Origin of the sequence: Planctomonas psychrotolerans (genome assembly GCF_008642235.1) — a bacterium.
GTDB classification, from domain to species: domain Bacteria; phylum Actinomycetota; class Actinomycetes; order Actinomycetales; family Microbacteriaceae; genus Planctomonas; species Planctomonas psychrotolerans.
The window spans coordinates 391,119-414,928 of record NZ_SJEV01000002.1; the positions used below are offsets into that span (position 1 = coordinate 391,119).

17 protein-coding genes and 4 tRNA genes are annotated in these 23,810 nt (G+C 68.4%); 11 read left to right on the forward strand and 10 right to left on the reverse strand.

Annotated elements, in window-relative coordinates; all coding sequences use genetic code 11:
• Positions 1–119: 119 nt before the first annotated feature.
• Both thrS and EY822_RS15095 read right to left on the reverse strand, forming a co-directional pair.
• Positions 120–2,054, reverse strand: a complete 1,935-nt coding sequence (gene thrS, locus EY822_RS15090; protein WP_227497398.1) for a threonine--tRNA ligase — start codon at positions 2,052–2,054, stop codon at positions 120–122.
• A 190-nt stretch (positions 2,055–2,244) separates the two neighbouring features.
• On the reverse strand, positions 2,245–3,024 hold the full coding sequence (locus tag EY822_RS15095) for a LysR family substrate-binding domain-containing protein (protein ID WP_227497384.1): 780 nt from the start codon (positions 3,022–3,024) through the stop codon (positions 2,245–2,247).
• An 83-nt stretch (positions 3,025–3,107) separates the two neighbouring features.
• Between EY822_RS15095 and EY822_RS15100 the strand changes: the two genes are divergently transcribed.
• Positions 3,108–3,533 carry a DUF5997 family protein gene (locus EY822_RS15100; RefSeq protein ID WP_150309270.1) on the forward strand — a complete coding sequence of 142 codons (426 nt, stop codon included), beginning with the start codon at positions 3,108–3,110 and terminating at the stop codon, positions 3,531–3,533.
• Between the two features lie 9 nt (positions 3,534–3,542).
• Here the strand turns inward: EY822_RS15100 and EY822_RS15105 are convergent, their stop codons facing one another.
• From EY822_RS15105 to EY822_RS15120, 4 genes are all read right to left on the reverse strand, one after another.
• On the reverse strand, positions 3,543–4,658 hold the full coding sequence (locus EY822_RS15105) for a Gfo/Idh/MocA family protein (protein ID WP_150309271.1): 1,116 nt from the start codon (positions 4,656–4,658) through the stop codon (positions 3,543–3,545).
• A gap of 125 nt (positions 4,659–4,783) precedes the next feature.
• Positions 4,784–4,855: transfer RNA gene (locus EY822_RS15110), tRNA-Val, on the reverse strand.
• 14 nt (positions 4,856–4,869) lie between these two features.
• Positions 4,870–4,940 (reverse strand) — tRNA-Cys (locus EY822_RS15115).
• Positions 4,941–4,994: 54 nt separating this feature from the next.
• Positions 4,995–5,066 (reverse strand) — tRNA-Gly (locus EY822_RS15120).
• A 137-nt stretch (positions 5,067–5,203) separates the two neighbouring features.
• Between EY822_RS15120 and EY822_RS15125 the strand changes: the two genes are divergently transcribed.
• A tRNA-Val gene (locus EY822_RS15125) sits at positions 5,204–5,276 on the forward strand.
• On the opposite strand, the gene EY822_RS15600 is transcribed toward EY822_RS15125, so the two are convergent.
• Positions 5,236–6,048, reverse strand: coding sequence for an AfsR/SARP family transcriptional regulator (locus EY822_RS15600; protein ID WP_150309321.1), 813 nt, complete (start codon positions 6,046–6,048; stop codon positions 5,236–5,238). The two genes, EY822_RS15125 and EY822_RS15600, sit on opposite strands and share 41 nt — an antisense overlap.
• A 147-nt stretch (positions 6,049–6,195) precedes the next feature.
• On the opposite strand from EY822_RS15600, the gene EY822_RS15135 reads away from it, so the two are divergent.
• From EY822_RS15135 to EY822_RS15155, 5 genes are all read left to right on the forward strand, one after another.
• Positions 6,196–6,897: a 4'-phosphopantetheinyl transferase family protein gene (locus EY822_RS15135; protein ID WP_150309272.1), complete on the forward strand. Its 702-nt coding sequence runs from the start codon at positions 6,196–6,198 to the stop codon at positions 6,895–6,897.
• Positions 6,898–6,919: 22 nt separating this feature from the next.
• Positions 6,920–7,972 (forward strand): M20/M25/M40 family metallo-hydrolase, encoded by a 1,053-nt coding sequence (locus EY822_RS15140; protein ID WP_150309273.1) that lies wholly within the window; start codon positions 6,920–6,922, stop codon positions 7,970–7,972.
• Positions 7,973–8,229: 257 nt separating this feature from the next.
• Complete coding sequence (gene ectB, locus EY822_RS15145) at positions 8,230–9,498, forward strand: diaminobutyrate--2-oxoglutarate transaminase (protein WP_150309274.1); 1,269 nt, start codon at positions 8,230–8,232, stop codon at positions 9,496–9,498.
• 62 nt (positions 9,499–9,560) lie between these two features.
• The gene (locus EY822_RS15150; RefSeq protein ID WP_150309275.1) at positions 9,561–13,802 is read left to right on the forward strand and encodes a Pls/PosA family non-ribosomal peptide synthetase; all 4,242 of its coding nucleotides are present in this window, start codon (positions 9,561–9,563) and stop codon (positions 13,800–13,802) included.
• A 4-nt stretch (positions 13,803–13,806) separates the two neighbouring features.
• Positions 13,807–14,610: an EI24 domain-containing protein gene (locus EY822_RS15155; protein ID WP_150309276.1), complete on the forward strand. Its 804-nt coding sequence runs from the start codon at positions 13,807–13,809 to the stop codon at positions 14,608–14,610.
• Positions 14,611–14,709: 99 nt separating this feature from the next.
• On the opposite strand, the gene EY822_RS15160 is transcribed toward EY822_RS15155, so the two are convergent.
• The 3 genes from EY822_RS15160 to zapE all read right to left on the reverse strand — a co-directional run bounded on the left by EY822_RS15160 (position 14,710) and on the right by zapE (position 18,301).
• Positions 14,710–15,549 (reverse strand): aldo/keto reductase, encoded by an 840-nt coding sequence (locus tag EY822_RS15160; RefSeq protein WP_150309277.1) that lies wholly within the window; start codon positions 15,547–15,549, stop codon positions 14,710–14,712.
• Between the two features lie 202 nt (positions 15,550–15,751).
• A complete protein-coding gene (locus EY822_RS15165) occupies positions 15,752–17,029 on the reverse strand; it encodes an ammonium transporter (protein WP_150309278.1) in 1,278 nt (425 codons plus the stop codon).
• Between the two features lie 240 nt (positions 17,030–17,269).
• Positions 17,270–18,301: a cell division protein ZapE gene (zapE, locus tag EY822_RS15170; RefSeq protein ID WP_150309279.1), complete on the reverse strand. Its 1,032-nt coding sequence runs from the start codon at positions 18,299–18,301 to the stop codon at positions 17,270–17,272.
• A 149-nt stretch (positions 18,302–18,450) separates the two neighbouring features.
• On the opposite strand from zapE, the gene EY822_RS15175 reads away from it, so the two are divergent.
• From EY822_RS15175 to EY822_RS15190, 4 genes are all read left to right on the forward strand, one after another.
• Complete coding sequence (locus tag EY822_RS15175; protein WP_150309280.1) at positions 18,451–19,347, forward strand: sulfurtransferase; 897 nt, start codon at positions 18,451–18,453, stop codon at positions 19,345–19,347.
• An 80-nt stretch (positions 19,348–19,427) separates the two neighbouring features.
• Entirely contained in the window at positions 19,428–19,865 is a 438-nt protein-coding gene (locus EY822_RS15180) for a SufE family protein (protein WP_227497385.1), read from the forward strand.
• Entirely contained in the window at positions 19,862–20,629 is a 768-nt protein-coding gene (locus tag EY822_RS15185; RefSeq protein WP_150309281.1) for a dihydrofolate reductase family protein, read from the forward strand. Before EY822_RS15180 ends, EY822_RS15185 begins: the two co-directional genes overlap by 4 nt.
• A gap of 105 nt (positions 20,630–20,734) precedes the next feature.
• Positions 20,735–23,810, forward strand: a 3,076-nt coding sequence (locus EY822_RS15190; RefSeq protein WP_150309282.1) for a PKD domain-containing protein, incomplete at its 3' end; no start/stop codon positions are given.

Consider the following 23,810-nt stretch of genomic DNA (forward strand, 5'->3'; position numbering starts at 1 on the left):
GGCCGAGTTCTCCGCGCGCGGCTCCGCGCCTCCGGCCGTCGCGTCACCGGCCGTCGCGTCGCCCGGCGCTCCGGCGGACGTGTCGCCGGATCCATCGGGAGTGTCGTAGTCCGACACGGTCAGTCGAGCCACGCCGTCTCCACCTGCGCGCGCGTCCGGACGCTGGTGAGGATGCGCTCGATCGCCTCCTCGACGCTCACGCCGTTCTTCTGCGTGCCGTCGCGGAAGCGGAAGCTCACGGTGCCCGCATCCCGGTCCTCGCTGCCGACGATGAGCTGGAACGGGATCTTCGCCATCGTGTGGGTGCGGATCTTCTTCTGCATCCGGTCGTCGGAACGGTCGATGTCGGCGCGCACACCCTCGCCGCGGAGGCGATCGATGATGTCCGCGAGGTAATCGGCGTAGTCCTCGGCGACGGGCACGCCCATCACCTGCACGGGCGACAGCCAGACCGGGAACGCTCCGGCGTAGTGCTCGGTGAGCACGCCGAAGAAGCGCTCGATCGAGCCGAACAGGGCGCGGTGGATCATCACCGGGCGCGTGCGCGATCCGTCCGACGCCGTGTACTCGAGCTCGAACCGCTCGGGCAGGTTGAAGTCGAGCTGGATCGTGGACATCTGCCAGGTGCGGCCGATGGCGTCCCGCGCCTGCACGGAGATCTTCGGGCCGTAGAACGCCGCGCCGCCCGGATCGGGCACGAGCTCGAGACCGGTCTCCTCGGCCACCTGGCGGAGCGTGTCGGTCGCCTCCGTCCAGGTGTCGTCGTCGCCGACGTACTTCTCGGGGTCCTTCGTCGACAGTTCGAGGTAGAAGTCGGTGAGGCCGTAGTCGCGCAGCAGGCTGAGCACGAAGTCGAGCGTGCCCTTCAGCTCCTCCGCCATGTTCTCCCGCGACGTGAAGATGTGGGCGTCGTCCTGCGTCATCCCGCGCACCCGGGTGAGGCCGTGCACCACGCCCGACTTCTCGTACCGGTACACCGTGCCGAACTCGAACAACCGCAGCGGAAGGTCGCGATAGGACCGACCGCGCGAGCGGTAGATCAGGATGTGGAACGGGCAGTTCATCGGCTTCAGGTAGTAGTCGGCGCCCTGCCGCGTGATCTCGCCCTCGTCGTTGCGCGCCTCGTCGAGCTGCATCGGCGGGAACATGCCATCGGCGTACCAGCCGAGGTGACCGCTCGTCTCGAACAGCGTGGACTTCGTGATGTGCGGCGAGTAGACGAACTCGTAACCGCCGGCCTCGTGCCGCTTGCGGGAGTAGTCCTCCATCTCTCGGCGGATGATGCCGCCCTTCGGATGGAAGACGGCGAGACCCGACCCGATCTCGTCGGGGAAGGAGAAGAGGTCGAGGTCGCTGCCGATGCGACGGTGGTCGCGCTTCAACGCCTCCTCCACGCGCTCCTGGTAGGCGCGCAGCTCGTCCTTCGTGGGCCACGCGGTGCCGTAGATGCGCTGCAACTGCGGGTTCTTCTCGGAGCCCCGCCAGTACGCGGCGGCGACACGGGTGAGGGCGTAGCCGTTGCCGATCATGCGGGTGGACGGCACGTGCGGGCCGCGGCAGAGGTCCTGCCAGTAGCGCTCGCCGGTCTTCGCGTCGACGTTCTCGTAGATGGTGAGCTCGGCGCCACCGACCTCGACGGACTCCCCGGCATCGCCTGCGACCGCATCCGTGGACGAGCCGCCCTTCAGGCCGATCAGTTCGAGCTTGTACGGCTCGTCGGCCAGCTCGCGGCGGGCCTCGTCCTCGCTCACCACGCGACGCGTGAAGCGCTGTCCCTGGCGGATGATGCGGTCCATCGCCTTCTGGAGCCCCTTGAGGTCCTCCAGGGCGAACGGCGACGCCACGTCGAAGTCGTAGTAGAAGCCGTCGGTGATGAACGGGCCGATGCCGAGCTTGGCGTCGGGGTGCAGGGACTGCACCGCCTGCGCCAGCACGTGGGCGGTCGAGTGGCGCAGGATGTCGAGGCCGTCCTGCGACGACACCGGCACGGGTTCCACCCGGTCGCCGATCACGAGCGGCGCCGCGAGGTCGCGCAGGGTCCCGTTCACGCGCATGGCCACGACGGAGCGGTCGGGGAAGAGGTCGAATCCGGTGGTGGTCTCGGTGACCTCGATGGGCTCGTCGGGGACTGTTGCCGCATCGATGTGCTGGGTCACGAAGAACGCTCCTCCTGTTGCTGGTGAACCCTCCAACTGTACCGGCGTGGCGGGCCGCGTTCCGCCGTCGAGCCGGTGCGGGAGGACGTCAGCGGCGCTTGCCCTTGCCGCCCTTCCGGCCCGCCTTCGCCTGCGCCCGCTTGCGGGCGTCGCCGCGCGCTCGATCGCGGGCCCCGCCATCGGACTGTCCCGCCTTCCTCCCGTCGCGCGGGCCGCTCCGGGCGCCGGTCTTGCCGCCGCTGGACTCGCGCCCGCCCTCCCCGGTGCCGGCCCCGGGCTGCGCCTGATCCCCCGTCGGGCTGGTGCGCGAACTGCGGGCGGTGCGGCCGCGAACGATGCCCACGAACTCCTCGATCTCGGGGGTGGTGTCGTCGGCGAACCAGGCGAGGGCGATCTCGGTGGGGTCCGCGTCGGTCACCGGCCGGTGCAGCACGTCCCGGCGGGAATGCAACCGGGCGAGGGACTGCGGGAGCTGGAGGAGGCCTCCGCCCGCCGCCACGAGCTCGACGGCATCCTCGATCTCCCGGTCGGTGTGCGACGCGGTCACCGGCAGCAGGGTCTCTCCGGCGAGGTCCGACAGTTCGACCGACTCGACGTCGGCGAGTACGGAGTCCTTCGGCGCGATCACGACGGGCGCCTCGGTGTAGAGCGGGATGACGGAGAGCCCGGTGCGATCCACCGGCAGGCGCACGAAGCTCACGTCCACGCGGGTGACATCGCCGGCGGGTCCGGTGAGTGCGGCGACCTGGGTCGACGGCGTGATGCGGACGATCTCGAGGGGCCGGTCGGGCATCCGTTCGTTCCAGATGCGCACCCACTTGGTGAGGGTGACGCCCGGCACGTAACCGACACGGAAGGGTGTGGTCACGCCGTCCCCTTCCGGTCCGTCATCCGCTCCGCGTGCGCGATGAGGAATCCACAGGCTAGTGCACGCCCGTTACCCTTGGCCTCATGAGCACCGAGAAGAAGCCGCAGACCATGAAGCCCGTATCGGCGGCGAAGAAGCTCGGGATCTACCTGCCGGCTGCGCCGGAGGCGTTCCGGAACACCCCGGTCTCGCGCACCGAACTGAACGACCTGCTGGCCTCTCCCCCGGAGTGGCTCGTCGAGCTGCGCCTGCACGGACCGCACCCGCGCGATGTGGTCGCACGGAAGCTCGGGGTGTCGGTGTCGGGGCTCGCCCGCGGCGGAGTCACCGATCCGCTCACGACCGATGAGATTTCGGCGCTGCTGGCCGACCAGCCGGAGTGGCTCGCGCACGAGCGGGGCGTGCAGGCCGAGGTGCGCGCCGAGAACAAGCGCGTGAAGGAGCGCGATGCCGAGCGTCGCGCCCGGGCGGAGCGGGCGGCTGCCGAGCAGGCGGCGCAGGACTCGTAGGCCCCGCCGTCAGCGCGCCCAGGCCTGCGGCTCGGTGCGCACTGCCTCGCCGGTGTCGACCGCCCGCGCGATCATCAGCGCGAGGTAGTGGTCCTGGGCCGCTTCGGCGAGGCTGTAGAAGTCGGGTCCGCCGTCGGCGTGCTCGGCCATCCGCACGAGGCAGGTGGCGATGGCGATCTCGTCGTCGCTGAGGCGTGCGGGCAGGAACTCGTTGCGGTAGACCCACTCGTCGCCGGCGATCAGGCCGCGCAGGAACTGCCCCTCGAGGTTGCCGCCCTCCCCCGCGCTCATCCGCTGGATGGTGTGCAGCATGGGCGTGCGGAAGTCGTGCAGGAACCGCACCTCGGTGTTCGAGATCTCGCCCCGGTCGCCGCGGATCAGGAGCCGGTTCGCGCGGATCCAGGAGAAGTACTGCTCGCCCGCGAAGTCGTACACGCCGAGCTGGTCGCCGAAGTCCAGGCGGGCGGTGACCTCGTGCGCCGTCACCACCACCTCCTCGGTCGGGTCGCCCGTGCGGCCGGGGCCGACGGTGAGCGGCGAGTCGAATCGGCTGGCCGTGATGACGGCGTCCTCGAAACCGATGCCGAGGGCTCGGCGCAGGATGCTGACGCCGTGGTAGTCGTGGCACTGCGCCACCCGCGCCGAGCTGATCGCGCCGAGACGCCCGGAACGGGCGATCGCGAGCTGCGCGTTGAGCAGGGGCGACAGGTGGTACTGCTCCGCCACCTGGATGCGCGCGCCGGACTCGACGAGCCGGTGCAGGGGCAGCATCGCCTCCACGTCGGTGCCCGGTGGCGTCTCGGTGAGCACGGCGACCCCGTGCCGGGCGACGTTCTCGATGGCATCCGGTGCCACCGCCCGCGGCACCGACACCACCACGAACCGCGGGGACGTCGCCGCCAGGAGCTCGTCGATGGTGCGGTAGGTGGGCGCGGCCCAGTCCGCCTCGATGCGGCGTCCTGTCTCGTCGCTGCGGGTCACGAGCCCGCAGACCTCGAAGCGGTCGGGCATCGCCCGGGCGATGCGCAGGAAGAACTCGGTGCGCCAACCGCTGCCGACGATCGCGAAGGAGATGCGATCGGTGGCGCTCGTCGAAACGTCGGTGCTGCCGGTGTCGCTCGTCATGGGGGCCTCCGCTGCACAGGCTAGTCACGATGCCGAACGGAGGCGTGGCCGACGGTGTCGCGGGGACGCCCGTGCGTGCCGGAGAAACGAAGAAGCCCCGGGCAACCGGGGCTTCTTCTCGTGTGTGAGCGATACTGGGATCGAACCAGCGACCTCTTCCGTGTCAGGGAAGCGCGCTACCGCTGCGCCAATCGCTCATGCTGTTCTTGCGAGGTGGAGACGGGATTTGAACCCGCGTGGACGGCTTTGCAGGCCGCTGCCTCGCCTCTCGGCCACTCCACCGACGGTGACACTCCACCTGTGAACAGGAGTCCTGAGAATTCAGGACCCCATTCGAGCGGATGACGAGATTCGAACTCGCGACCCTAACCTTGGCAAGGTTATGCGCTACCACTGCGCCACATCCGCATGCCCACGTTTTCGTGTGCTTGGAGACTCTATCCGATCGGTGCGCCGAGTGCCAAAACAGCGCGCGGGATTGGCGGGCGCGGGGAGGGGCACCGGCGTATTCCGGGGCCCGAAACGTATGGCATCATGGATCCGGCGGGCGATTGGCGCAGTTGGTAGCGCGCTTCCTTCACACGGAAGAGGTCATCGGTTCGAGTCCGGTATCGCCCACTCTCATCGGATGCACGGGGCGTACCTCGCTGTGCGCAGCGCGCACGAGGCTCGAGAGTCGGGTCGTCGGCAGGATCCCCAACTCGGCGTGCAGCAGGCGCGCGTAGGCGTCCAGTACGCGCTGCGCCTCACTGACGTTTCCTTCGGCGATATGGGCCAGCATCAGAGCCTCCTGCGTCGTCTGCCGCAGTGGTTCGATGGCGGCCGCGATGACGGCCGCCTCGATGGCCTCGGCGTGTCGACCTTCGAGCGTCAGCCGTCTGCTCAGCACGTCGAGCGCGTGCAGAAGGCGTTGACGGAACTGCTCACGCTCGATGACGACCCATTCGTCGTACCACCCGGGAAGAAGTTCGAGCGCCGCCCCGTGCACATGGTCGAGGGTCAGGTCGTCGGCCACCGCCGTCCCGGTCATCACCCGCTTCGCCCAGGCGGACAACTCGAACAGGTCGATGCGCACGTCCGGTTTGATCGCCAGCACATCCTTGTCCGCATCGAGAACGTCGAGACCCGACGCGTTGAGGCGCCAGAGCGCGGCCCGAAGATTCCCCGCCGCCCTCTCCTCACTCACCGAGGGCCACAGGGTTCCCGCGATCTTGCGGCGGCGGACCGGCCGGTGATCGTACAGGGCTACGAAGACCACCAACCGCTCAGCCCCTTCCGGCGCGGTCAGCCGGTGCGGCCCATGCACGGCGTACGGTCCGCCCAGGAGACACAGCCGAGAAATGGGCGGGCAGTCGGGCAGAACGGCGTTCGGGGCTTCGGAAATCACCATGTCGGGTTCCTTTGACGATTTCGTGCGCCGCCCCTCGGCGTGGGCCTCGGTGCGTCGCCATCACGACATCGGCGTTGATGCGTGAGGATTCCACAATAATGAGATTTCTTCATTTCGGTAAGCGCGTGAACGATCTAACGTGGAACGGTGGCGTCGATCCGGTTCGGGGACTTGCTGGTGTCAGCGGTGCGTCTCGACGATCCGCTGGACGATCGTGCGTCGGAACTGCATCCGGTCGAGCTGCGGCGGGCGGCGACCTTCGCGAGCGGCTGGGACAGGGATCGCTTCCTCGGTGGACGGCTGGCCATCCGGTCGTTCGCCGCGAACATTCTCTCCGCAGCTCCGCGCGAGCTCGTCCTCGACTACTCGTGTCGCAACTGCCGATCGTCCGGATCCATCGACCACGGCCGTCCCGGATACAGTGCTCGCCGCGGCGGGGAGCCGGTGCGGATCAGCCTCAGTCGGTCCGGACCTTGGTGCGCCATGGTCGGCGCGGTAGGCCCCGGAACGACCGCGGTCGGCATCGATGTGGAGAACAGCGCCCGGGTGAGGTTCGCGGGTTTCGACGACGTCGTCCTCACCGCGGCTGAACGCTCCTCCCTCGCCGGCATCGCCGACCCCGAGGCAACACGCGTACGTGCTCGGCTGTGGACCCGCAAGGAAGCGTTCCTCAAGGTTCTCGGCACGGGCCTCCTTCGAGAACCCTCGACCGTCGAAGCGTCGGCCCGGAACATCGAGGGCATTGAGGTGATGGACATCGACCCCCGTGAGCTCGGCATGCCGTCCGGTTACACCGCGGCTGTCGCCTTCTCGGCCGGGTCCCTCATCGAGAGCCGACGCCTCGGCTAGCCGAGGCGGAACGGGCATGGACATGGCGGATACCGGCGGTCGTCGCGCTGCCGTGACTCTCGCTCTTCTTCTCGTGTTCGTGCTGACGGGGTGCTCGGTCCCTTCGAGCGCGTTCTCGCCCGATCCACGGTTGTCCGAGGTCGTCGACGCAGGATCGAGCGGCATCGACGCCCGCATGGTCTCCGACGCGTTCTCGACCCGGGATGTGCTCGGTCACCTCGACGCCCTGCAGCGCATCGCCGACGCCAACGGCGGCAACCGCGCCGCGGGTACCAGCGGGTACGAGGAATCCGCCCGGTACGTGGAGGAGCAACTGCGAGCGGCCGGCTACGACACCGTCCGACAGTCGTTCAGCTATCGCGACCACCGGGATGCGCGAGTGGAGACCTTCACCGTCCTCGCCGACACGGGCGGGAACGCCCTGAACACCGTGGTGGTCGGTGGACATCTCGATTCGGTACGCCGGGGTCCCGGAATCAACGACAACGGCAGTGGCGTCGCAGCGCTGCTCGAAACCGCCCTCTGGTTCGCCGAGGACGGCATGGAGCCCACCAACCGCGTGCGCTTCGCGTTCTGGGGCGGCGAGGAAGACGGCCTGCACGGCTCGGAGCACTATGTCGAGGAGTTGAGCACATCGGAGCTCGACGGAGTGATGCTGAATCTGAACGTCGACATGGCCGCCTCGCCGAACGGTGCGCGGTTCGTCCACGACGGCGACGGCTCGGTCGTCGGACGGGGCGGCCCAGCCGGTTCGGAGATCATCGAGGAGACATTCCTCCGATATTTCGACCAGAGCGGGCTTCCCGCAGAGTTCACCCCCCTCGATGGCGAATCGGACTACGCCGCCTTCGCCGACGCCGGGATACCGGTCGGGGGTCTGTTCACCGGTGACGACGAGGCCAAGACCGTCGATCAGGCGAAGCACTACGGCGGCACCGCCGGTCGCGCCTTCGACTCCTGCTATCACGAGAGCTGCGACACGATCGAGAACGTCGACTCCGAGCTTCTTCGGGACATGGCCGGCGCGCTCGCGTTCGCCACCGCGACGTTCGCCGAGGTGCACCGATCGGAGTGAACCGCCGACGCGGCATCGGCGGCGTCATCGCCGTAACGGCGGTGTAACGCTCCGGTGACCGTCCGATGCCTACAGTCCGTGGTGGGTGGTGTCCCGACGGTCCGACCGGCGGTCCAACGGGTCATCCGATCTTTTCCGAAGAGGGCGCGCACACCGGCGTGCGTCGTCTGTTCCGACTTCGGGATCGCATCGGGTGTCGGATTCGCACGTCGAATCCGGATCTTCGCCCCTCGCAGAGTCGCGAAGGAGATCCGTCGATGGACATTTTCGAAACGTTGGAGTCAGAGGTCCGCAGCTACTCCCGCGGCTGGGACACCGTCTTCGACACGGCGGCCGGAAGCACGCTCCGGAGCGAGGACGGCAGGGAGTACCTGGACTTCTTCTCCGGCGCCGGGGCCCTGAACTACGGCCACAACAATCCGGAACTGCTCACCCCCCTGGTCGAATACCTCCTCTCAGGTTCGATCGTGCACTCCCTCGACATGAAGACTCCCGCCAAGCGGCGCTTCCTGGAGACGTTCGAGGAGGTGATCCTCAAACCGAGGCGGTTGGACTACAAAGTGATGTTCCCGGGCCCGACCGGAACGAACTCGGTCGAGGCAGCACTGAAGCTGGCGCGGAAGGTCACCGGTCGGCACCACGTCGTCGGATTCACGAACGCATTCCACGGGATGACCCTGGGTTCCCTGTCCGTGACGGGCAATTCGATGAAGCGGTCCGGAGCGGGGATTCCGCTTCCCTACACGTCGAGCATCCCGTATGACGGCTACCTCGACGCCCCGGAACCGGACTTCCTCTGGCTCCGGCAGGCATTGGAGGACCCGGGATCGGGGCTCGACACGCCCGCCGCGGTGATCGTGGAGACCGTGCAGGGGGAGGGTGGACTGCGTGCCGCCCGGGCGGACTGGCTGCGGGGCCTCTCCGCCCTCTGTTCGGAACACGGCGTGCTGCTCATCGTCGACGACGTGCAGGCCGGCTGCGGGCGCACGGGACGGTTCTTCAGTTTCGAGGAGGCCGGGATCGTTCCCGACATCGTCTGCCTTTCCAAGTCGATCTCGGGCTTCGGGCTTCCCATGGCGCTGACGCTGTTCACGCCCGAACTCGACGTCTGGAAGCCGGGCGAGCACAACGGAACCTTCCGGGGTCCCAATCCGGCGTTCGTCACCGCCACGGCGGCGCTGGAGCGCTACTGGCGGGACGACCGGCTCGAGGCGGAGGTCGCGGATCTCGCCGTCCGATTGCGGGATGGGCTCGCGCGAATCGCGGCAACCGCCGACGGCGTCGTCCGTGGCCGAGGGCTCCTCGCCGGCATCTCCTATCCCGACCCCCGGACGGCCCGGCGCATCGCCGCGGAGTCCTTCTCCCGTGGACTGCTCGTCGAAACGTCCGGCCCGTTGGGCGAGGTCGTCAAAGCGATGCCGGCGCTGACGATCAGCCCCGAGGACCTGTCGAGAGGTCTCGACATCCTCTCCGACGCCGCGGAGGCGGTGACCGGTGCGCCGGTCGCACTGACCTCGGTCGCCTGAGCGTCCCGCACCGGACGCTGCTCCCCCTCTCACCCAGCTCTTCTCTCCAGCAAAGGGACACCATGAGTACGACCGCGAGCCCCCGAACCCGCATCGCCCGCCCCATCGCCCCCCGGAGCACGCCTCCGACGAGTGCGCCTCCGACGAGCGAGTCCGCCGGCGTGTTGCGCGCCCCCGAAGCCGACCAGGCCGTCCGGTGGACACCGGGTGAGCGGTTGGACCAGCTGATCGAAGACCGGTGCGACCGGTTGCTCGCCGAAGGCAAGGGTGCGCAGATCGCCGTCGATGCCGGGGACGTGATTCTCACCTACCAGCAGTTGGATGCGCGGGCGAACCAGCTCGCCCGCCATCTTCTGCAGCGCGGTGCCCGACCCGGTGACCGTATTGCGCTCCTCTTCGACCGCCAATGGCGGAACTACATCGGCATGCTCGCCGTCCTGAAGATCCGGGCGGCGTACGTGCCCCTGGACGCGGGGTTCCCTCCGGACCGGCTCCAGTACATCGTCGAGGACGCCGACGTGGTGCTGATCCTGTCGGTGTCGCAGCTCACCGACCTCATCCCCGAGGTGGCCGCACCGACGGTGTGCCTCGACGTCGTGCAGGAGCAGCTCGACGCCGCGGACCCGTCGCGCCTCGCCGCTGGCGACGTCGGGGAGTCCACCGACGAGTTGGCGTACATCATCTACACCTCCGGTTCGACGGGCCGACCGAAAGGCGTGGCGATCGAACACGCGAGCATCTGCAACTTCGTGCGGGTGGCGTCGAGCAGTTACGGTCTGCTGCCCTCGGACCGCATGTACCAGGGCATGACGATCGCCTTCGACTTCTCCGTGGAGGAGACCTGGGTCCCGCTCCTGGTGGGGGCCACCCTCGTGCCGAAGCCCGGCCGGTCCAGCCTGCTGGGCGCCGAGCTCGCAGAGTACCTGCGGGCGAAACGGGTCACGGCGATGTGCTGCGTTCCCACGTTGCTGGCGACCATCGACGACGACCTCCCGGACCTTCGATTCCTGCTCGTCTCGGGCGAAGCGTGCCCGAAGGAGTTGATCACGCGCTGGCACAGCCCGGAGCGCCGCTTCCTCAACGTGTACGGCCCCACGGAGGCGACGGTCACGGCGACGTGGGGCGTCGTCGACCCCGACGGTCCGGTCTCACTGGGTGTTCCCCTGCCGACCTACACCGTCGTCATCCTGCACCCCGACGAGTCCCGGGCCCTCCCGTTCGGGGAGACCGGAGAGATCGGACTGGCGGGGGTGGGCCTCGCCCGCGGGTATGTGAACCGACCGGACCTCACCGAGAAGGCGTTCATCCCGGACTTCCTGAGCCTCCCCTCCAACCCCTCCGGGCGGATCTACCGCACCGGGGATCTCGGTCGGATCAATGCCGACGGCAGGATCGAGTACTTCGGGCGCATCGATACGCAGGTCAAGATCCGCGGCTATCGGGTCGAACTGACGGAGATCGAGTCCGCCGTCCTGCAGCACCCGGATATTTCGCTGGCCGTCGTGCACACGTACGAGCCGGCACCCGGAACCGTGGAACTCGCGGCCTACTACATCCTGCGGCCGGGCGTCCCCGACCTCGATGCCGCAGAACTGCACCGGATGCTTCGCACGGGACTGCCCGGTTACATGGTCCCGGCCTACTACGAGCAGGTGGAGACGATTCCCCTGATGGCGAGCGACAAGGTGGACCGGAAGCGCCTGCCTCTGCCCACCCACCGGATCGGCGTCCTGGGCGACGCCTCCGTCGCTCCCCCGGTGACCGCCACCGAGGTGGCCCTCGCCGCCCGGCTGGCCGCCGTGCTGCGCGTGGATCGGGTGTCGGCGACGGCATCCTTCTTCGAGGATCTCGGTGCCGATTCTCTGATGATGGCCCACTTCTGCGCTCTGCTGCGGAAGGAGACCGACCTGCCCTGGTTGGCCATGCAGGACATCTACGAACACCCCACCGTCCGGCGACTCGCCGCTCACCTCGATGAGCGGGAGACCGAGCGCAGGCGAGGACCGGTCGACCTCGAGGAGCACCGCGTCCCGTCGGCACCGATTCGCGTGGCCAGTACGGCGTCGTACGTGATCTGCGGTGCGCTCCAGGTGCTCGTCGCGATGGGCTACGCCACCTACGCCGCCGCCCTGGCGATCGTGGGCCTCGAATGGCTGGTCGCGGCGGACACCTTCGCCGAGATTTGGCTCCGGGCCACCGGAATCGGCGTCGGAAGCTTCCTGGTGCTGTCCATCACCCCGATCGTCATCAAGTGGGTGCTGGTCGGACGCTGGAAGCAGACGGAGATCGACCTCTGGAGTCTCGGCTATCTGCGCTTCTGGGCGGTCACGACGATCACCCGGACCAGCCCGCTTCTCCTCTTCGCCGGTTCACCGCTGTACGTGCTGTACCTCCGGCTCCTCGGCGCCCGCATCGGCAAGGGCGTCGTGATCCTCTCGCGCAAGCTCCCCGCCTGTCCGGATCTGCTCACGATCGGCCCGGACACCGTCATCCAGAAGAACTGCTCCTTCCTCTGCTACCGGGCGCGATCCGGCACCATCGAAACCGGCACGGTCACACTGGGGAGCAACGTCTTCGTCTCCGAGCGGACCACGCTGGACATCGGCTCCTCGATGGGAAACTCCGCGCAGCTGGGCCATGCCTCGTCGCTTCAGACCGGCCAGTTCGTTCCCGACGGTGAGGTGTGGCACGGCTCCCCCGCCGCACGGACGACGACGGAATACCTGCGGGTCCCCGGCACGGTGTGCAGCACACGCCGCAGGGTCATCTTCAGCCTGTTCCAGTTGGCGGGGCGCCTGCTCGTCGTCTCCCCCCTCGCTTTCGTTCTGCTCGACATCCTGCTGCCCGCGGGTCTCGACACCGACCACCCGGAGGACCCGGCCTTCGTGCTCACCGTCGCGCTGGTCACGCTCGGCGTCTTCTGCGGTGTCTTCCTCATCGGTCTCGTTCTGGTCGGAACGCTCCCCCGCCTGCTGAACCGCTTCCTCGAGCCGGACGTGGTGTATCCCCTCTACGGCGTGCACTACACGCTTCATCGAACGATCGTGCTGCTGACCAACATCCGCATCTACAAGGATGTGTTCGGCGACAGCTCGTACATCGTGCATTACCTCCGGGCGCTGGGGTACAAGCTCGGAGTCGTCCAGCAGACGGGGTCCAACTTCGGACCGACGTTGGCGCACGAGTCGCCGTTCCTCTCCACCGTCGGCACGGGAACGATGGTCGCGGACGGCCTCAACATGATGAACGCCGACTTCACGAGCAGTTCGTTCCGGCTCTCCGAGGTTCGCATCGCCGAGCGGAACTTCCTCGGCAACCACATCACCGTGCCGATCGGCTCGACCGTCGGCGACAACTGCCTGCTGGCCACGAAGGTGATGGTTCCGATAGACGGTCCGGTTCGCTCGAACGTCGGCCTTCTCGGGTCACCGGCGTTCGAGATCCCCCGATCGGTCCAACGGGACGCCCGGTTCAGCGAGGAGCAGATGGAGGAGGCCCGGCGCCGCACCCTCCCCGCCAAGAATCGCCACAACATCCTCAGCATGGTGCTGTTCCTGGCCGTGCGCTGGCTCCTCCTCTTCACCGGTGTGCTGATCGCCGCCCTGGCCGTCTCCGCGCACAGCGAGCTCGGTCTCCTGGTCGCGGGCGGGGCGCTCCTCGTGTTCCAGCTCGCCCGCGTGCTCATCCTCGTGGTCGTGGAGCGATCCGTCATGGGCTTCCGACGGCTGACACCACGGTTCTGCTCCATCTACGACCCCTACTTCTGGCGTCACGAGCGACTATGGAAATTGCTGGCCGTGCCGCCCTTCAGCGGGACCCCCTTCCGGTCCCTCATCTGGCGGCTGCTGGGTGTCGAGGTGGGGAAGCGACTCTACGACGCGGGGTGCACGATGCCCGAGAAATCGCTCGTCAGCATCGGCGATGACTGCGCGCTCAACGAGGGATCGACGATCCAGGGGCATTCCATGGAGGACGGCACCTTCAAATCCGATCGTATCGCTGTGGGGAACAGGTGCTCCCTCGGCGTGGACATCTGGATCAACTACGGCGCGACCCTGCACTCCGGGGCGACGCTCGGCGCTGACGCGCTGCTGATGAAGGGCGAGGACGTTCCGGAGGGCGCCACCTTCGTCGGCAATCCGGCGCGGGCGGTGCCGTCACCGCTGTCCGCACCCGCACCCGCACCCGCACCGGCACCGGCACCGGCATCCGGGGGGAGGTTGAGGGCGGTGGCCGAGAGCCGACGGGCCCGCGTCCAGCGTGCCCGGACTGCCGTGTCCTGGGTCGCCACGCCAATACGCTGAGAGGATGCAGGAGAACCGACCGAACGGCAGCCGGGCTGCAGGCGTGCTGCGGCAGTTCCTGACCGGTGCCGGCTTCCTCGGGCAGGGACTCCGCCTGTGGATCACCGCTCCGAGACTCATGCTGATCGGCGCGGTGCCCGCCCTGATCGTGGCCGCCTTCTACGTGGCCGGAATCGTCGTGCTGCTGATGAACTTCGACACCGTCACCGCCTGGGCCACACCGTTCGCCGACGAGTGGAGCGAGCCGCTCCGCACCATCACCCGCGTCGTGGCCACCATCGCGCTTCTCGGTATCGCGGTGCTGCTAATCCTGTACACGTTCACCGCGGTCACGCTGGCCGTCGGCGACCCGTTCTACGAACGCATCTGGCGCTCTGTCGAGAAACGACTGGGGAACGCCCCGCCCGAACCGGAGGAGGGCTTCTGGCGCTCTCTCGGCCGGTCGGTCGGCGAGGCCCTGCGCCTCCTGGTGGTCACCGCGCTGATCGGGGTCACCCTCTTCGTCTGCGGCTTCGTCCCCGTGCTCGGACAGACGGTCGTCCCGGTGCTGGGAGCGTTGGTCGGCGGATGGTTCCTCACACTCGAGCTCACGGGCTTCGCTTTCACGGCCCGGGGTATGACGCTGCGCACCCGGCGACACATCCTCGGGGCGCGCCGCGCCCGGACACTGGGCTTCGGCGTGCTGACCTACCTGCTCTTCCTCGTGCCGTTCGGCGCCGTGATCGTGATGCCCGCCGCCGTGGCCGGAGCCACACTGCTGAGCCGGGATGCGCTCGGCACTCCGGCCGCACCGCTTCCCCGCCCCTGACGCGGAGAGCGCACGCCGAGAAGCACGAGCACCACGAGCGGCACACGACGAAGCCGGGCGGACCTCGAAGGATCCGCCCGGCTCACGACGCGGCAGGACCTAGTTGCGGTACTGCGTGAAGTCCGCGGTGTCGGGGTCGGCGCCGATGCGGTTGCCCGACTCGAGACCGTTGATCGCCTCGAGCTCGTCCAGGTCGAGCGACACGTCGATCGACTCGAAGTTCGAGAGGATGCGCTCGGGCGTGACGGACTTGGGGATGACGATGCGGCCCTGGGCGAGGTGCCAGGCCAGCACGATCTGCGCCGGGGTCTTGCCGTGCTTCTCGGCCAGCCCCGTCACCACGTCGGACTCGAGGTCCGCACCCTGGCCGAGCGGGCTGTACGCCTCGACCTCGATGCCGCGGGCCACCGAGAAGGTGGACAACTGCTGCTGCTGGAAGGTGGGGTGCACCTCGATCTGGTTGACGGCGGGCACGATGTCCGTCTTCTCGAGCAGTTCCTCGAGGTGCTTCTCGAGGAAGTTCGAGACACCGATCGACCGAATGAGACCGTCGGCGTGCAGCTTCTCGAACGCCTTCCAGGTGTCGACGAACAGGTTGTGCTTCGCGTACGGCCAGTGGATGAGGTACAGGTCCACGGCGTCGACGCCGAGCTTCGTGCGGCTGTCCTCGAAGGCGCGCAGCGTGCTGTCGTAGCCCTGGTCGCCGTTCCGCAGCTTGGTGGTGACGAAGATCTCGTCGCGCGGGATGCCGGTGGCGGCGATCGCCGCGCCCACGCCCTCCTCGTTGTAGTAGCCGGCAGCGGTGTCGATGTGCCGGTAGCCCACCTCGAACGCCTGCTCCACGACCTTCTGGGTCTCATCGGGCGGCGTCTGGAAGACACCGAGACCGAGTTGCGGGATGGTGACGCCGTTGTTGAAAGTCAGCTCGGGTACGGGCATGGTGTATCTCTCCAATGTCTGTCGCCTCGACGAAGGTCGAGAGGAATGGGCACGGGTCAAGTGTGCACTCATCGGCGAGCCCGAGCACGCGTGTCGGCTATCAGCGAACTACCCCGACGACGTGAAGCGGGTGCACCGCGCCCCGGAGGACGTGGTGCACCCGCTTCACGCGACGCTGTGCTGCGCTGTGCGGATCGTGCGATCAGCGGCTCTCGAGCACGTACCCCTCTTCGCCGTGCACGATGGTGTCGATTCCCGCCAGCTCGTCCTCGTTCTTCACGCGGAACCCGATCGTCTTCTCGATCGCGAGGCCGATGACGAAGGCGAGCACGAAGGAGTAGACCAGCACCGCGAACGCCGCGATGGCCTGGGCGCCCAGCTGGTTGAGGTTGCCGCTGAAGATGAGGCCGACGTCGCTGGCGAAGAAGCCGATGTACAGCGTTCCGATGAGACCGCCCACGAGGTGGATGCCCACCACGTCCAGCGAGTCGTCGAAGCCGAGCTTGAACTTCAGCTCGATCGCGAGGGCGCAGACGGCACCCGAGATGAGGCCGAGCACGATCGCCCAGAACGGCGTGAGCGAGGCGCAGGCCGGCGTGATGGCGACGAGGCCCGACACGGCACCCGACGCGGCACCGACCGACGTCGCCTTGCCGTCCTTGATCTTCTCGATCAGCAGCCAGCCGAGGATTGCTGCTGCCGGAGCGGCGATGGTGTTGAGGAAGGCGAGGGCCGCGACTCCATCGGCGGCGAGCTCCGAACCGGCGTTGAACCCGAACCAGCCGAACCAGAGAAGACCCGCACCGAGCAGGACCAGCGGCACGTTGTGCGGCTTCTGGATGCCCTTGGCGAACCCGACCCGCTTGCCGAGCACGAGGGCGAGGGCGAGGGCCGCCGCACCCGCGTTGATGTGCACCGCGGTACCACCGGCGAAGTCGATGGCGCCCACGTTGTAGGCGATCCATCCGCCGTCGACCACGCCCTCCTCACCGACGGTGAAGTTGAAGACCCAGTTGGCCACGGGGAAGTACACGACGGTCGCCCAGATGCCCGCGAAGAGGAGCCACGGACCGAAACGGGCGCGGTCGGCGATTGCCCCCGAGATCAGCGCCACGGTGAGGATCGCGAAGGTCGCCTGGAACGCCGCGAAGGCGATCACGGGGTAGGCGCCCTGCGGGTCGGCGGCGTCGGCGAGGAGCCCCTCGAGACCGAGGTTGGCCGGGTCGATACCGATGATGCCGTCGATGCCGATGTACGTGTCGGTCCCCGCCACACCCTCCGCGCCGTTGCCGAAGGCGATCGCGTAGCCGTAGAGGACCCAGAGGACACCGATGAGCCCGAGCGAACCGAAGCTGAGCATCATCATGCTCACCACGCTCTTGGCCTTCACGAGGCCTCCGTAGAAGAACGCGAGTCCGGGGGTCATCAGCAGCACGAGCGCGGCTGCGATGAGTAGGAAGGCGGTATTGCCCTGATCCATGGCTGAGAACCTCTCGTAGGTGTGCGGGTCGATACCGGCGCGCCTCAGCGGGTGGCAAGCGAGCGACTCCGGCGGTCCGGTATGGCCGTAAGTCTTCCCACGCGAGATTTCACACCGTCGCGCAGCGTGTTTCGAGCACGTTACGCACCCGGCGTCCGCGTAAACATCCTGTTACACACAGGCGCATCGCAGCGGATGGGAGTACGAATACGGGTCACCGGGGTGCACCCGACCGGACGGTCAGCCGGACGTGAGGGAGATCAGGCGCGACGTCGCCCTCAGGTACTTCTTGCGGTATCCGCCCGCCAGCATGTCCGCGGCGAACACCTGGTCGAGCGGCAGCCCGGACGCGAGCACGGGTACCTGCGCGTCGTAGAGCCGGTCGACGAACGCCACGAAACGCAGCGCATCCGTCTGAGACCCGAGCTCGTGCACGTCGGTGAGGGCGACCGTGTCCACGCCGTCGATGAGCTTGATGTAGCGCGCGGGGTGCACGGTACCGAGGTGCGCGATCAGACCGTCGAAAGTGTCCTCGGTGATCGCTCGACCGCTCCGCTCGGCAGCGGCCACCGCCTCCGCCAGCTCGCCCGGCGGCAGGGCACGGGCATGGCCCTCGAACTCCCGCCTCCGGTAGTCCAGCCCGTCGATGCGCAGGGTGTCGAACTGCTCCGACATGGCATGGATCTCGCGCAGGAAGTCGGCCGCGGCGAAGCGGCCCTCCCCGAGCGCGTTCGGCGGCGTGTTCGACGTCGCCGCGACTCGGGAACCGGATGCGACCAGGTCGCCGATGAGGCGGGTCATCATCATGGTGTCTCCCGGATCGTCGAGCTCGAACTCGTCGATCGCGATCAGGCTCGCACCGGCGAGCAGGTCGACGGCCGCGCGGTACCCGAGAGCACCGACGAGGGAGGTGTACTCGATGAAGGTCCCGAGGTACTTCGGCCCGGGTGCACCATGCCAGAGCGCGGCGAGCAGGTGGGTCTTGCCGACGCCGAATCCGCCATCGAGGTAGACGCCGGGCTTGGACTTCGGCGCCTTCCTGCCCCAGGAGAAGAGCCCACCCGACCGCGCGGGCCCCCACGCCGAAGCGAAGTCGCGAAGGGTGTCGAGCGCCCGTTGCTGGGAGTCGTAGTCGGGGTCCGGTCGATAGGAATCGAACGACGCCGTGGCGAACTGGCGCGGCGGCACGAGAAGCGCGGCGATCTCGGGACCCGAGATCGTGGGGGCGCGATCCGCGAGTCGGGGGGCCGATCCGATGTGCTCGTTTCTCACGTGCGAGGGCTCCCGTGGCAGGCGAAGTGGTCAGAAGTCGTCTCCCGGCCCAGGAAGCGGCAGTGCATTGCGTAGTCTCGCAGGAGGGGAAGAGGAGTTTCAGCCTATCCCGCAGCCCACGTCCGAACGCCACGTCCCAGGAGGTCCCATTGGCAGTCGCACCCGACCCGTCACCCCGATTCGCCGAGTACGCCCACCCCGAACGGCTCGTCAGCACCGACTGGCTCGAGCAGAATCTCGGAACACCGGGTCTCGTCGTCGCCGAATCCGACGAGGACGTGCTGCTGTACGAAACGGGACACATCCCCGGCGCGGTGAAGATCGACTGGCACACCGACCTGAACGACCCGGTCACCCGCGACTTCATCCAGGGCGAGCGGTTCGCCGCTGTACTCGGCGCCAAGGGCATCACCCGCGACACCACGGTCGTCATCTACGGCGACAAGAGCAACTGGTGGGCGGCGTACACCCTGTGGGTCTTCACCCTGTTCGGTCACGAGGACGTACGACTCCTCGACGGCGGACGGGACAAGTGGATCGCCGAGGGACGCGCCCTGACCACCGAGGCAGCGACGCCCGAGGCGGTCGAGTACCCGGTGATCGAGCGCGACGACACCACCGCCCGCGCCTTCCGGGACGACGTCTTGGCGCACCTCGGCAACCCGCTGATCGATGTGCGGAGCCCGGAGGAGTACAGCGGTTCCCGCACCACGGCGCCCGCCTACCCCGAGGAGGGTGCACTCCGTGCCGGACACATCCCCACGGCGAAGAGCGTGCCGTGGGCCCGCGCCGCCGCAGAGGACGGCACGTTCCGCCCGCTCGACCAGCTGAACGGCGTGTACCGCGACGAGGCCGGCCTCAGCGACGGCGACCGGGTCATCGCCTACTGCCGCATCGGCGAGCGGTCGGGCCACACCTGGTTCGTGCTCACCCACCTGCTCGGACTGGAGGGCGTGCGCAACTACGACGGATCCTGGACCGAGTGGGGCAGCGCCGTGCGCGTTCCCATCGTGACGGGCACCGAACCCGGCGACCTGCCGGCCTGAGCCCGCGAGGGTTCCCCCGCCGACGGCACCCGCCGCGGCGGCGGGGGAACGATCGGGCTCGGGTGCGGGAGAATGGGACGGTGACGAATCCGCTGCCCGAGTCCCTCCGTCAGATCCGAGACGACTTCCTCGAGCTGGGCCAGCCCGACCGGCTGCAGCTCCTGCTCGAGTTCTCCAACGACCTGCCCGACCTGCCCGAGCGCTATCGCGACCACCCGGACCTTCTCGAACGGGTCGAGGAATGCCAGTCGCCGGTCTATCTCTTCGTGGAGGTCGACGACGATTCCCGGGTGCACATGTACGCGACGGCACCGGCGGAGGCGCCGACCACCCGGGGATTCGCGTCCATTCTGTCGCACGGTCTCGGCGGCCTCACGGTCGACGAGGTCCTCGCGGTACCCGATGACTTCCCGAACACGATCGGGCTGTCGGCCGCCATCTCGCCGTTGCGCCTCCGCGGAATGACCGCGCTCCTCGGCCGCACCAAGCGTCAGGTCCGCCTGAGGACGGCCGCATGATCGTGTCCCGGGTGCACCCCGCTCCCCGGGAGTCCCGGGACACGGACGACCCGGATACGACCGGGTGGCTCTCCGAGAACTACCGACCCGATCGCCCGGACTGGCTCAGGATCAACCTGATCGGCAGTGCGAACGGAAGTGCGACGGGATCGGACGGAACCTCGGAGACCCTGTCGAGCCGCACCGATCGTCGCATCCTCGGGGTGATCCGCGACCACAGCGACGTGGTCCTCGTCGGGGCGTCGAGCGTCCGAACCGAAGGGTACGTGCTCCCCCGCAGCGCGGCGCTCGCCGTGGTCACTCGCACCGGTGACCTGTCGGGCGCGAAACTGACCCGCGACGGCTCCCGCGGGCCGCTGCTCGTGCTGTGTCCGCGGTCCGTGGAGGGCGGCGTACGACGGCGGCTCGGCGACCTCGATGCTCGGCTCCTGCCGGTGGACGACACCGACGGCAGCCTGTCCCCGACCGACATGATCGCGGCCCTCCGCGCGGAGGGTCTCCGATCGGTGGTGTGCGAGGGCGGACCGACCCTGGCGGCCGCCCTGCTGCGCGCATCCGTGGTCGACGAACTGTGCCTGTCGGTCAGCCCCGCACTGGTCGCTCCCGGCGTGTCGCTGCTGCCGCCCGACGTCGACCTCGACGTCCCGCTCGAGCTGCGTCAACTCCTGCTCGATGGGGCGGATACGTGCTATTTCCGCTGGTCCGTCCCCGCTTCGACTAGCGCGTCCGCGCGTCCAGCGACACGCGCCGACGCGTCGAACTGAAGAATATTCATCAAACTGTTGCAGTCGGATTGAGATAGTCCCTATGCTTCGCGGAATGGCGCATTGCCCGAATGCCGCCAACACCCGAATCAAAGGCCTGCCCCGATGCCTCTCTTTTTGTCTGCCCGCTTGCGCGCGCTCGCCGCGACAACCGCGGTTCTCGTCACCGCCGGACTCTTCACCGCACTGCCGGCTCAGGCCGACACAGCGCCTGCACCCGGAGAGGTGGAGACTGTCTCCACCGACGTTCTCCCTACGGTGCAGATCGACGGGATCATCTGGTCCACCACCATCGTCGGCAACACGGTGTACGCGGGCGGTAGCTTCGCGAACGCCCGTCCCGCGGGCAGCACCACCTCCAGCAACATCCCCCGCTCCAACCTGCTCGCCTTCAACCTCACCACCGGCGCGCTGATCACCTCCTTCGCTCCGACCGTGAACGGCACGGTGAACTCGGTGGTCGCGTCCCCCGACGGCTCCCGCGTCTACATTGGCGGAACGTTCACCTCCGTGAACGGCACGACCCGCAACCGGGTCGCCGCGCTCAACCCGACCACCGGCGCACTCATCACGTCGTTCGCCCCGTCGTTCAACACCGCCGTCGAGTCGGTGGTCGCCAGCAACACCGCGGTGTACGTGGGTGGCAACTTCACGTCGGTGAGCGGCACCCCGCGCATGCGCATCGCCGGGCTGAACGCGAGTAACGGCGCCGTGCTCCCCATGGACGCGCAGGCCAACGAGCGCGTGCTCGCCCTCGCACTGTCACCCGACGGCGGCAAGCTCGTCGTCGGCGGTCACTTCACCCTGCTGAACGGCAGCGACAACCCCGGCTACGGATTCGGCGCGGTCAACACCACGACGGGCGCGTCGATGCCCTGGAACATCAACCGCGAGGTACGCCAGGCCGGAACCAGCGCCACCAGCTTCTCCACCGCGGCCATCTACAGCCTCAAGTCCGACTCGACCGGTGTCTACGGCACCGCCTACATGTATCCGGTGAGCGGCAAGACCCTGGAGGGGTCGTTCCGGGCGGACTGGGCCAACGGCGACATCGTCTGGCTCAACACCTGCAAGGGCGACAGCTACGACGTCGCCGTGAACTCCGACACCGTCTACCTCGCCGGTCACCCGCATGACTGCTCCGAGCAGGGCGAGTTCCCCGACACCTTCAACCCGAAGGTCTACCACCGCGGCATGGCGTGGACGAAGTCCGCCAGCGGCCCGGGAACGACGATCGGCGAGTTCGCCGGGAACCCGTCGCCCAAGATGCTCAGCTGGTGGCCCGACTTCAACTCCGGCACGGTGTCGGGCGCGACCCAGGGACCGTGGGCCGTGGCGGCGACCGACGACTACGTCGTCTTCGCCGGCGAATTCACCCGGGTCAATAACCTCCCGCAGCAGGGCATCGTGCGCTTCGCCAGCAAGGAGATCGCCCCGAACGACGACGGACCCCGCGTCAGCGGATCCGCCTTCGTGCCCACGGTCACGCCCGCCGCCTCCGGCGCCGTCAACGTGCGCTGGCTCACCAACTGGGACCGCGACAACGAGTTCCTCACCTACGAGGTCTACCGCAACGGCAGCACGAACCGCGTCTACGGGCCGGTCACGGTCGGCTCGCGCGCGAACTTCGATCGTCCGGTGATGTCGTTCACCGACTCCGGTCTCACCCCGGGCAGCACCTACACCTACCGGGTGCGCGCCACTGACCCGTTCGGCAACACCGTCATCGGCAACAGCGTCTCCGCCACGGCGCCCAGCTCGGCCAACAGCGCCTACGCCAACACCGTGCTCGGCGACACCCCCGCTTCCTACTGGCGGTTGAACGACTCCTCCGGCAACTTCCTCGACTGGGCCGGCGCGAACAGCGCGACACCGGACACGGGCATCACCCGCGGCACGGCCGGCGCGATCGGAGGCGACAGCAACACCGCGGCCACCTTCCCGGGCACGGTCACGGGCGTCGCCACCGCGCGTCAGGCCGTCACGGCGCCCACGAACTTCGCCGTGGAGTCGTGGTTCCGCACCACCAGCACAACCGGCGGAAACCTCGTCGACCTCGGATCGGCGACCACGGTCACCACGACCTCGACGACCACCACGCAGGCGACCACGACCAACCGGAACCTGTTCATCGACGGCACCGGAAAGGTATCCTTCGGACTCCGCGGCGGCTTCGGCTCCCCCTCCCGTCTCGTGTCCTCTACCGCGACCGGCCTGAACGACGGCCAGTGGCACCACGCGGTCGGCTCGGTGGGCCCGCGTGGCATGGAGCTGTTCGTCGACGGTCGGCTCGTGGCCATCAACTCCACCGCGACGACCGCCGCAGCAGCATCCGGATACTGGCGCATCGGTGGCGACAACGCCCTGGCCCCCGGTGGCCCGACGTTCTTCGCCGGAACGATCGACGAGGTGGCCGTGTACGACGCGCCCCTCACGCTCGCTCAGGTCACCGACCACTACACCCGCTCCGGCCGACAGGTCAGCGGCACGGCACCGAACGTCGCTCCCACGGCGGCCTTCACGCGCACGCAGAACGCTCTCGCGCTGGCGGTCGACGCCAGCACGTCGTCCGACACGGACGGCAGCATCGTCTCCTACGCCTGGGACTTCGGCGACGGCTCGACCGGGACCGGCGTCACCGCCTCGCGCACCTACGCGGCGGCCGGTCGCTACACGGTCACCCTGACCGTCACCGACAACCGCGGCGCGGTCTCGGTGTCCACGGCGGCCATCAACGTGACCACCAACCAGCTGCCCACCGCGTCGTTCACGGCGAAGGTGTCCGGCCTGGCGGTCGCGGTCGACGGCACGGGATCCACCGACCCGGACGGCACCATCACTTCCTACTCGTGGTCGTTCGGCGACGGCTCGAACACCTTCACGGGTCCGACGGTGAACTACACCTACCTGAAAGCCGGCACCTACACGATCAGCCTCACCGTGCAGGACGCGGCCCGCGGATCGCACACGACCACGCAGACGGTGACGGTGCAGTCCGGCACGCCGGCGAATGTGGCCCCGGTGGCGCGGTTCACGTCATCGGTGTCGGGCCTGACGGCGATCGTGAACGGATCGACGTCGACCGACTCGGACGGCACGATCGCGTCCTACACGTGGAACTTCGGCGACGGAAGCACCGGCACCGGTGCGACCGCGTCGCGGACCTACACGGCCGCCGGCA

Coding starts and splice junctions, on each gene's coding strand:
- EY822_RS15155 (WP_150309276.1), top strand. CDS start 13,807: ATGCAGGAGAACCGACCGAACGGCAGCCGGGCTGCAGGCGTGCTGCGG.
- EY822_RS15185 (WP_150309281.1), top strand. CDS start 19,862: ATGATCGTGTCCCGGGTGCACCCCGCTCCCCGGGAGTCCCGGGACACG.
- EY822_RS15165 (WP_150309278.1), bottom strand. CDS start 17,029: ATGGATCAGGGCAATACCGCCTTCCTACTCATCGCAGCCGCGCTCGTG.
- EY822_RS15105 (WP_150309271.1), bottom strand. CDS start 4,658: ATGACGAGCGACACCGGCAGCACCGACGTTTCGACGAGCGCCACCGAT.
- EY822_RS15160 (WP_150309277.1), bottom strand. CDS start 15,549: ATGCCCGTACCCGAGCTGACTTTCAACAACGGCGTCACCATCCCGCAA.
- EY822_RS15600 (WP_150309321.1), bottom strand. CDS start 6,048: ATGGTGATTTCCGAAGCCCCGAACGCCGTTCTGCCCGACTGCCCGCCC.
- thrS (WP_227497398.1), bottom strand. CDS start 2,054: ATGCGCGTGAACGGGACCCTGCGCGACCTCGCGGCGCCGCTCGTGATC.
- EY822_RS15100 (WP_150309270.1), top strand. CDS start 3,108: ATGAGCACCGAGAAGAAGCCGCAGACCATGAAGCCCGTATCGGCGGCG.
- EY822_RS15150 (WP_150309275.1), top strand. CDS start 9,561: ATGAGTACGACCGCGAGCCCCCGAACCCGCATCGCCCGCCCCATCGCC.
- ectB (WP_150309274.1), top strand. CDS start 8,230: ATGGACATTTTCGAAACGTTGGAGTCAGAGGTCCGCAGCTACTCCCGC.
- EY822_RS15140 (WP_150309273.1), top strand. CDS start 6,920: ATGGCGGATACCGGCGGTCGTCGCGCTGCCGTGACTCTCGCTCTTCTT.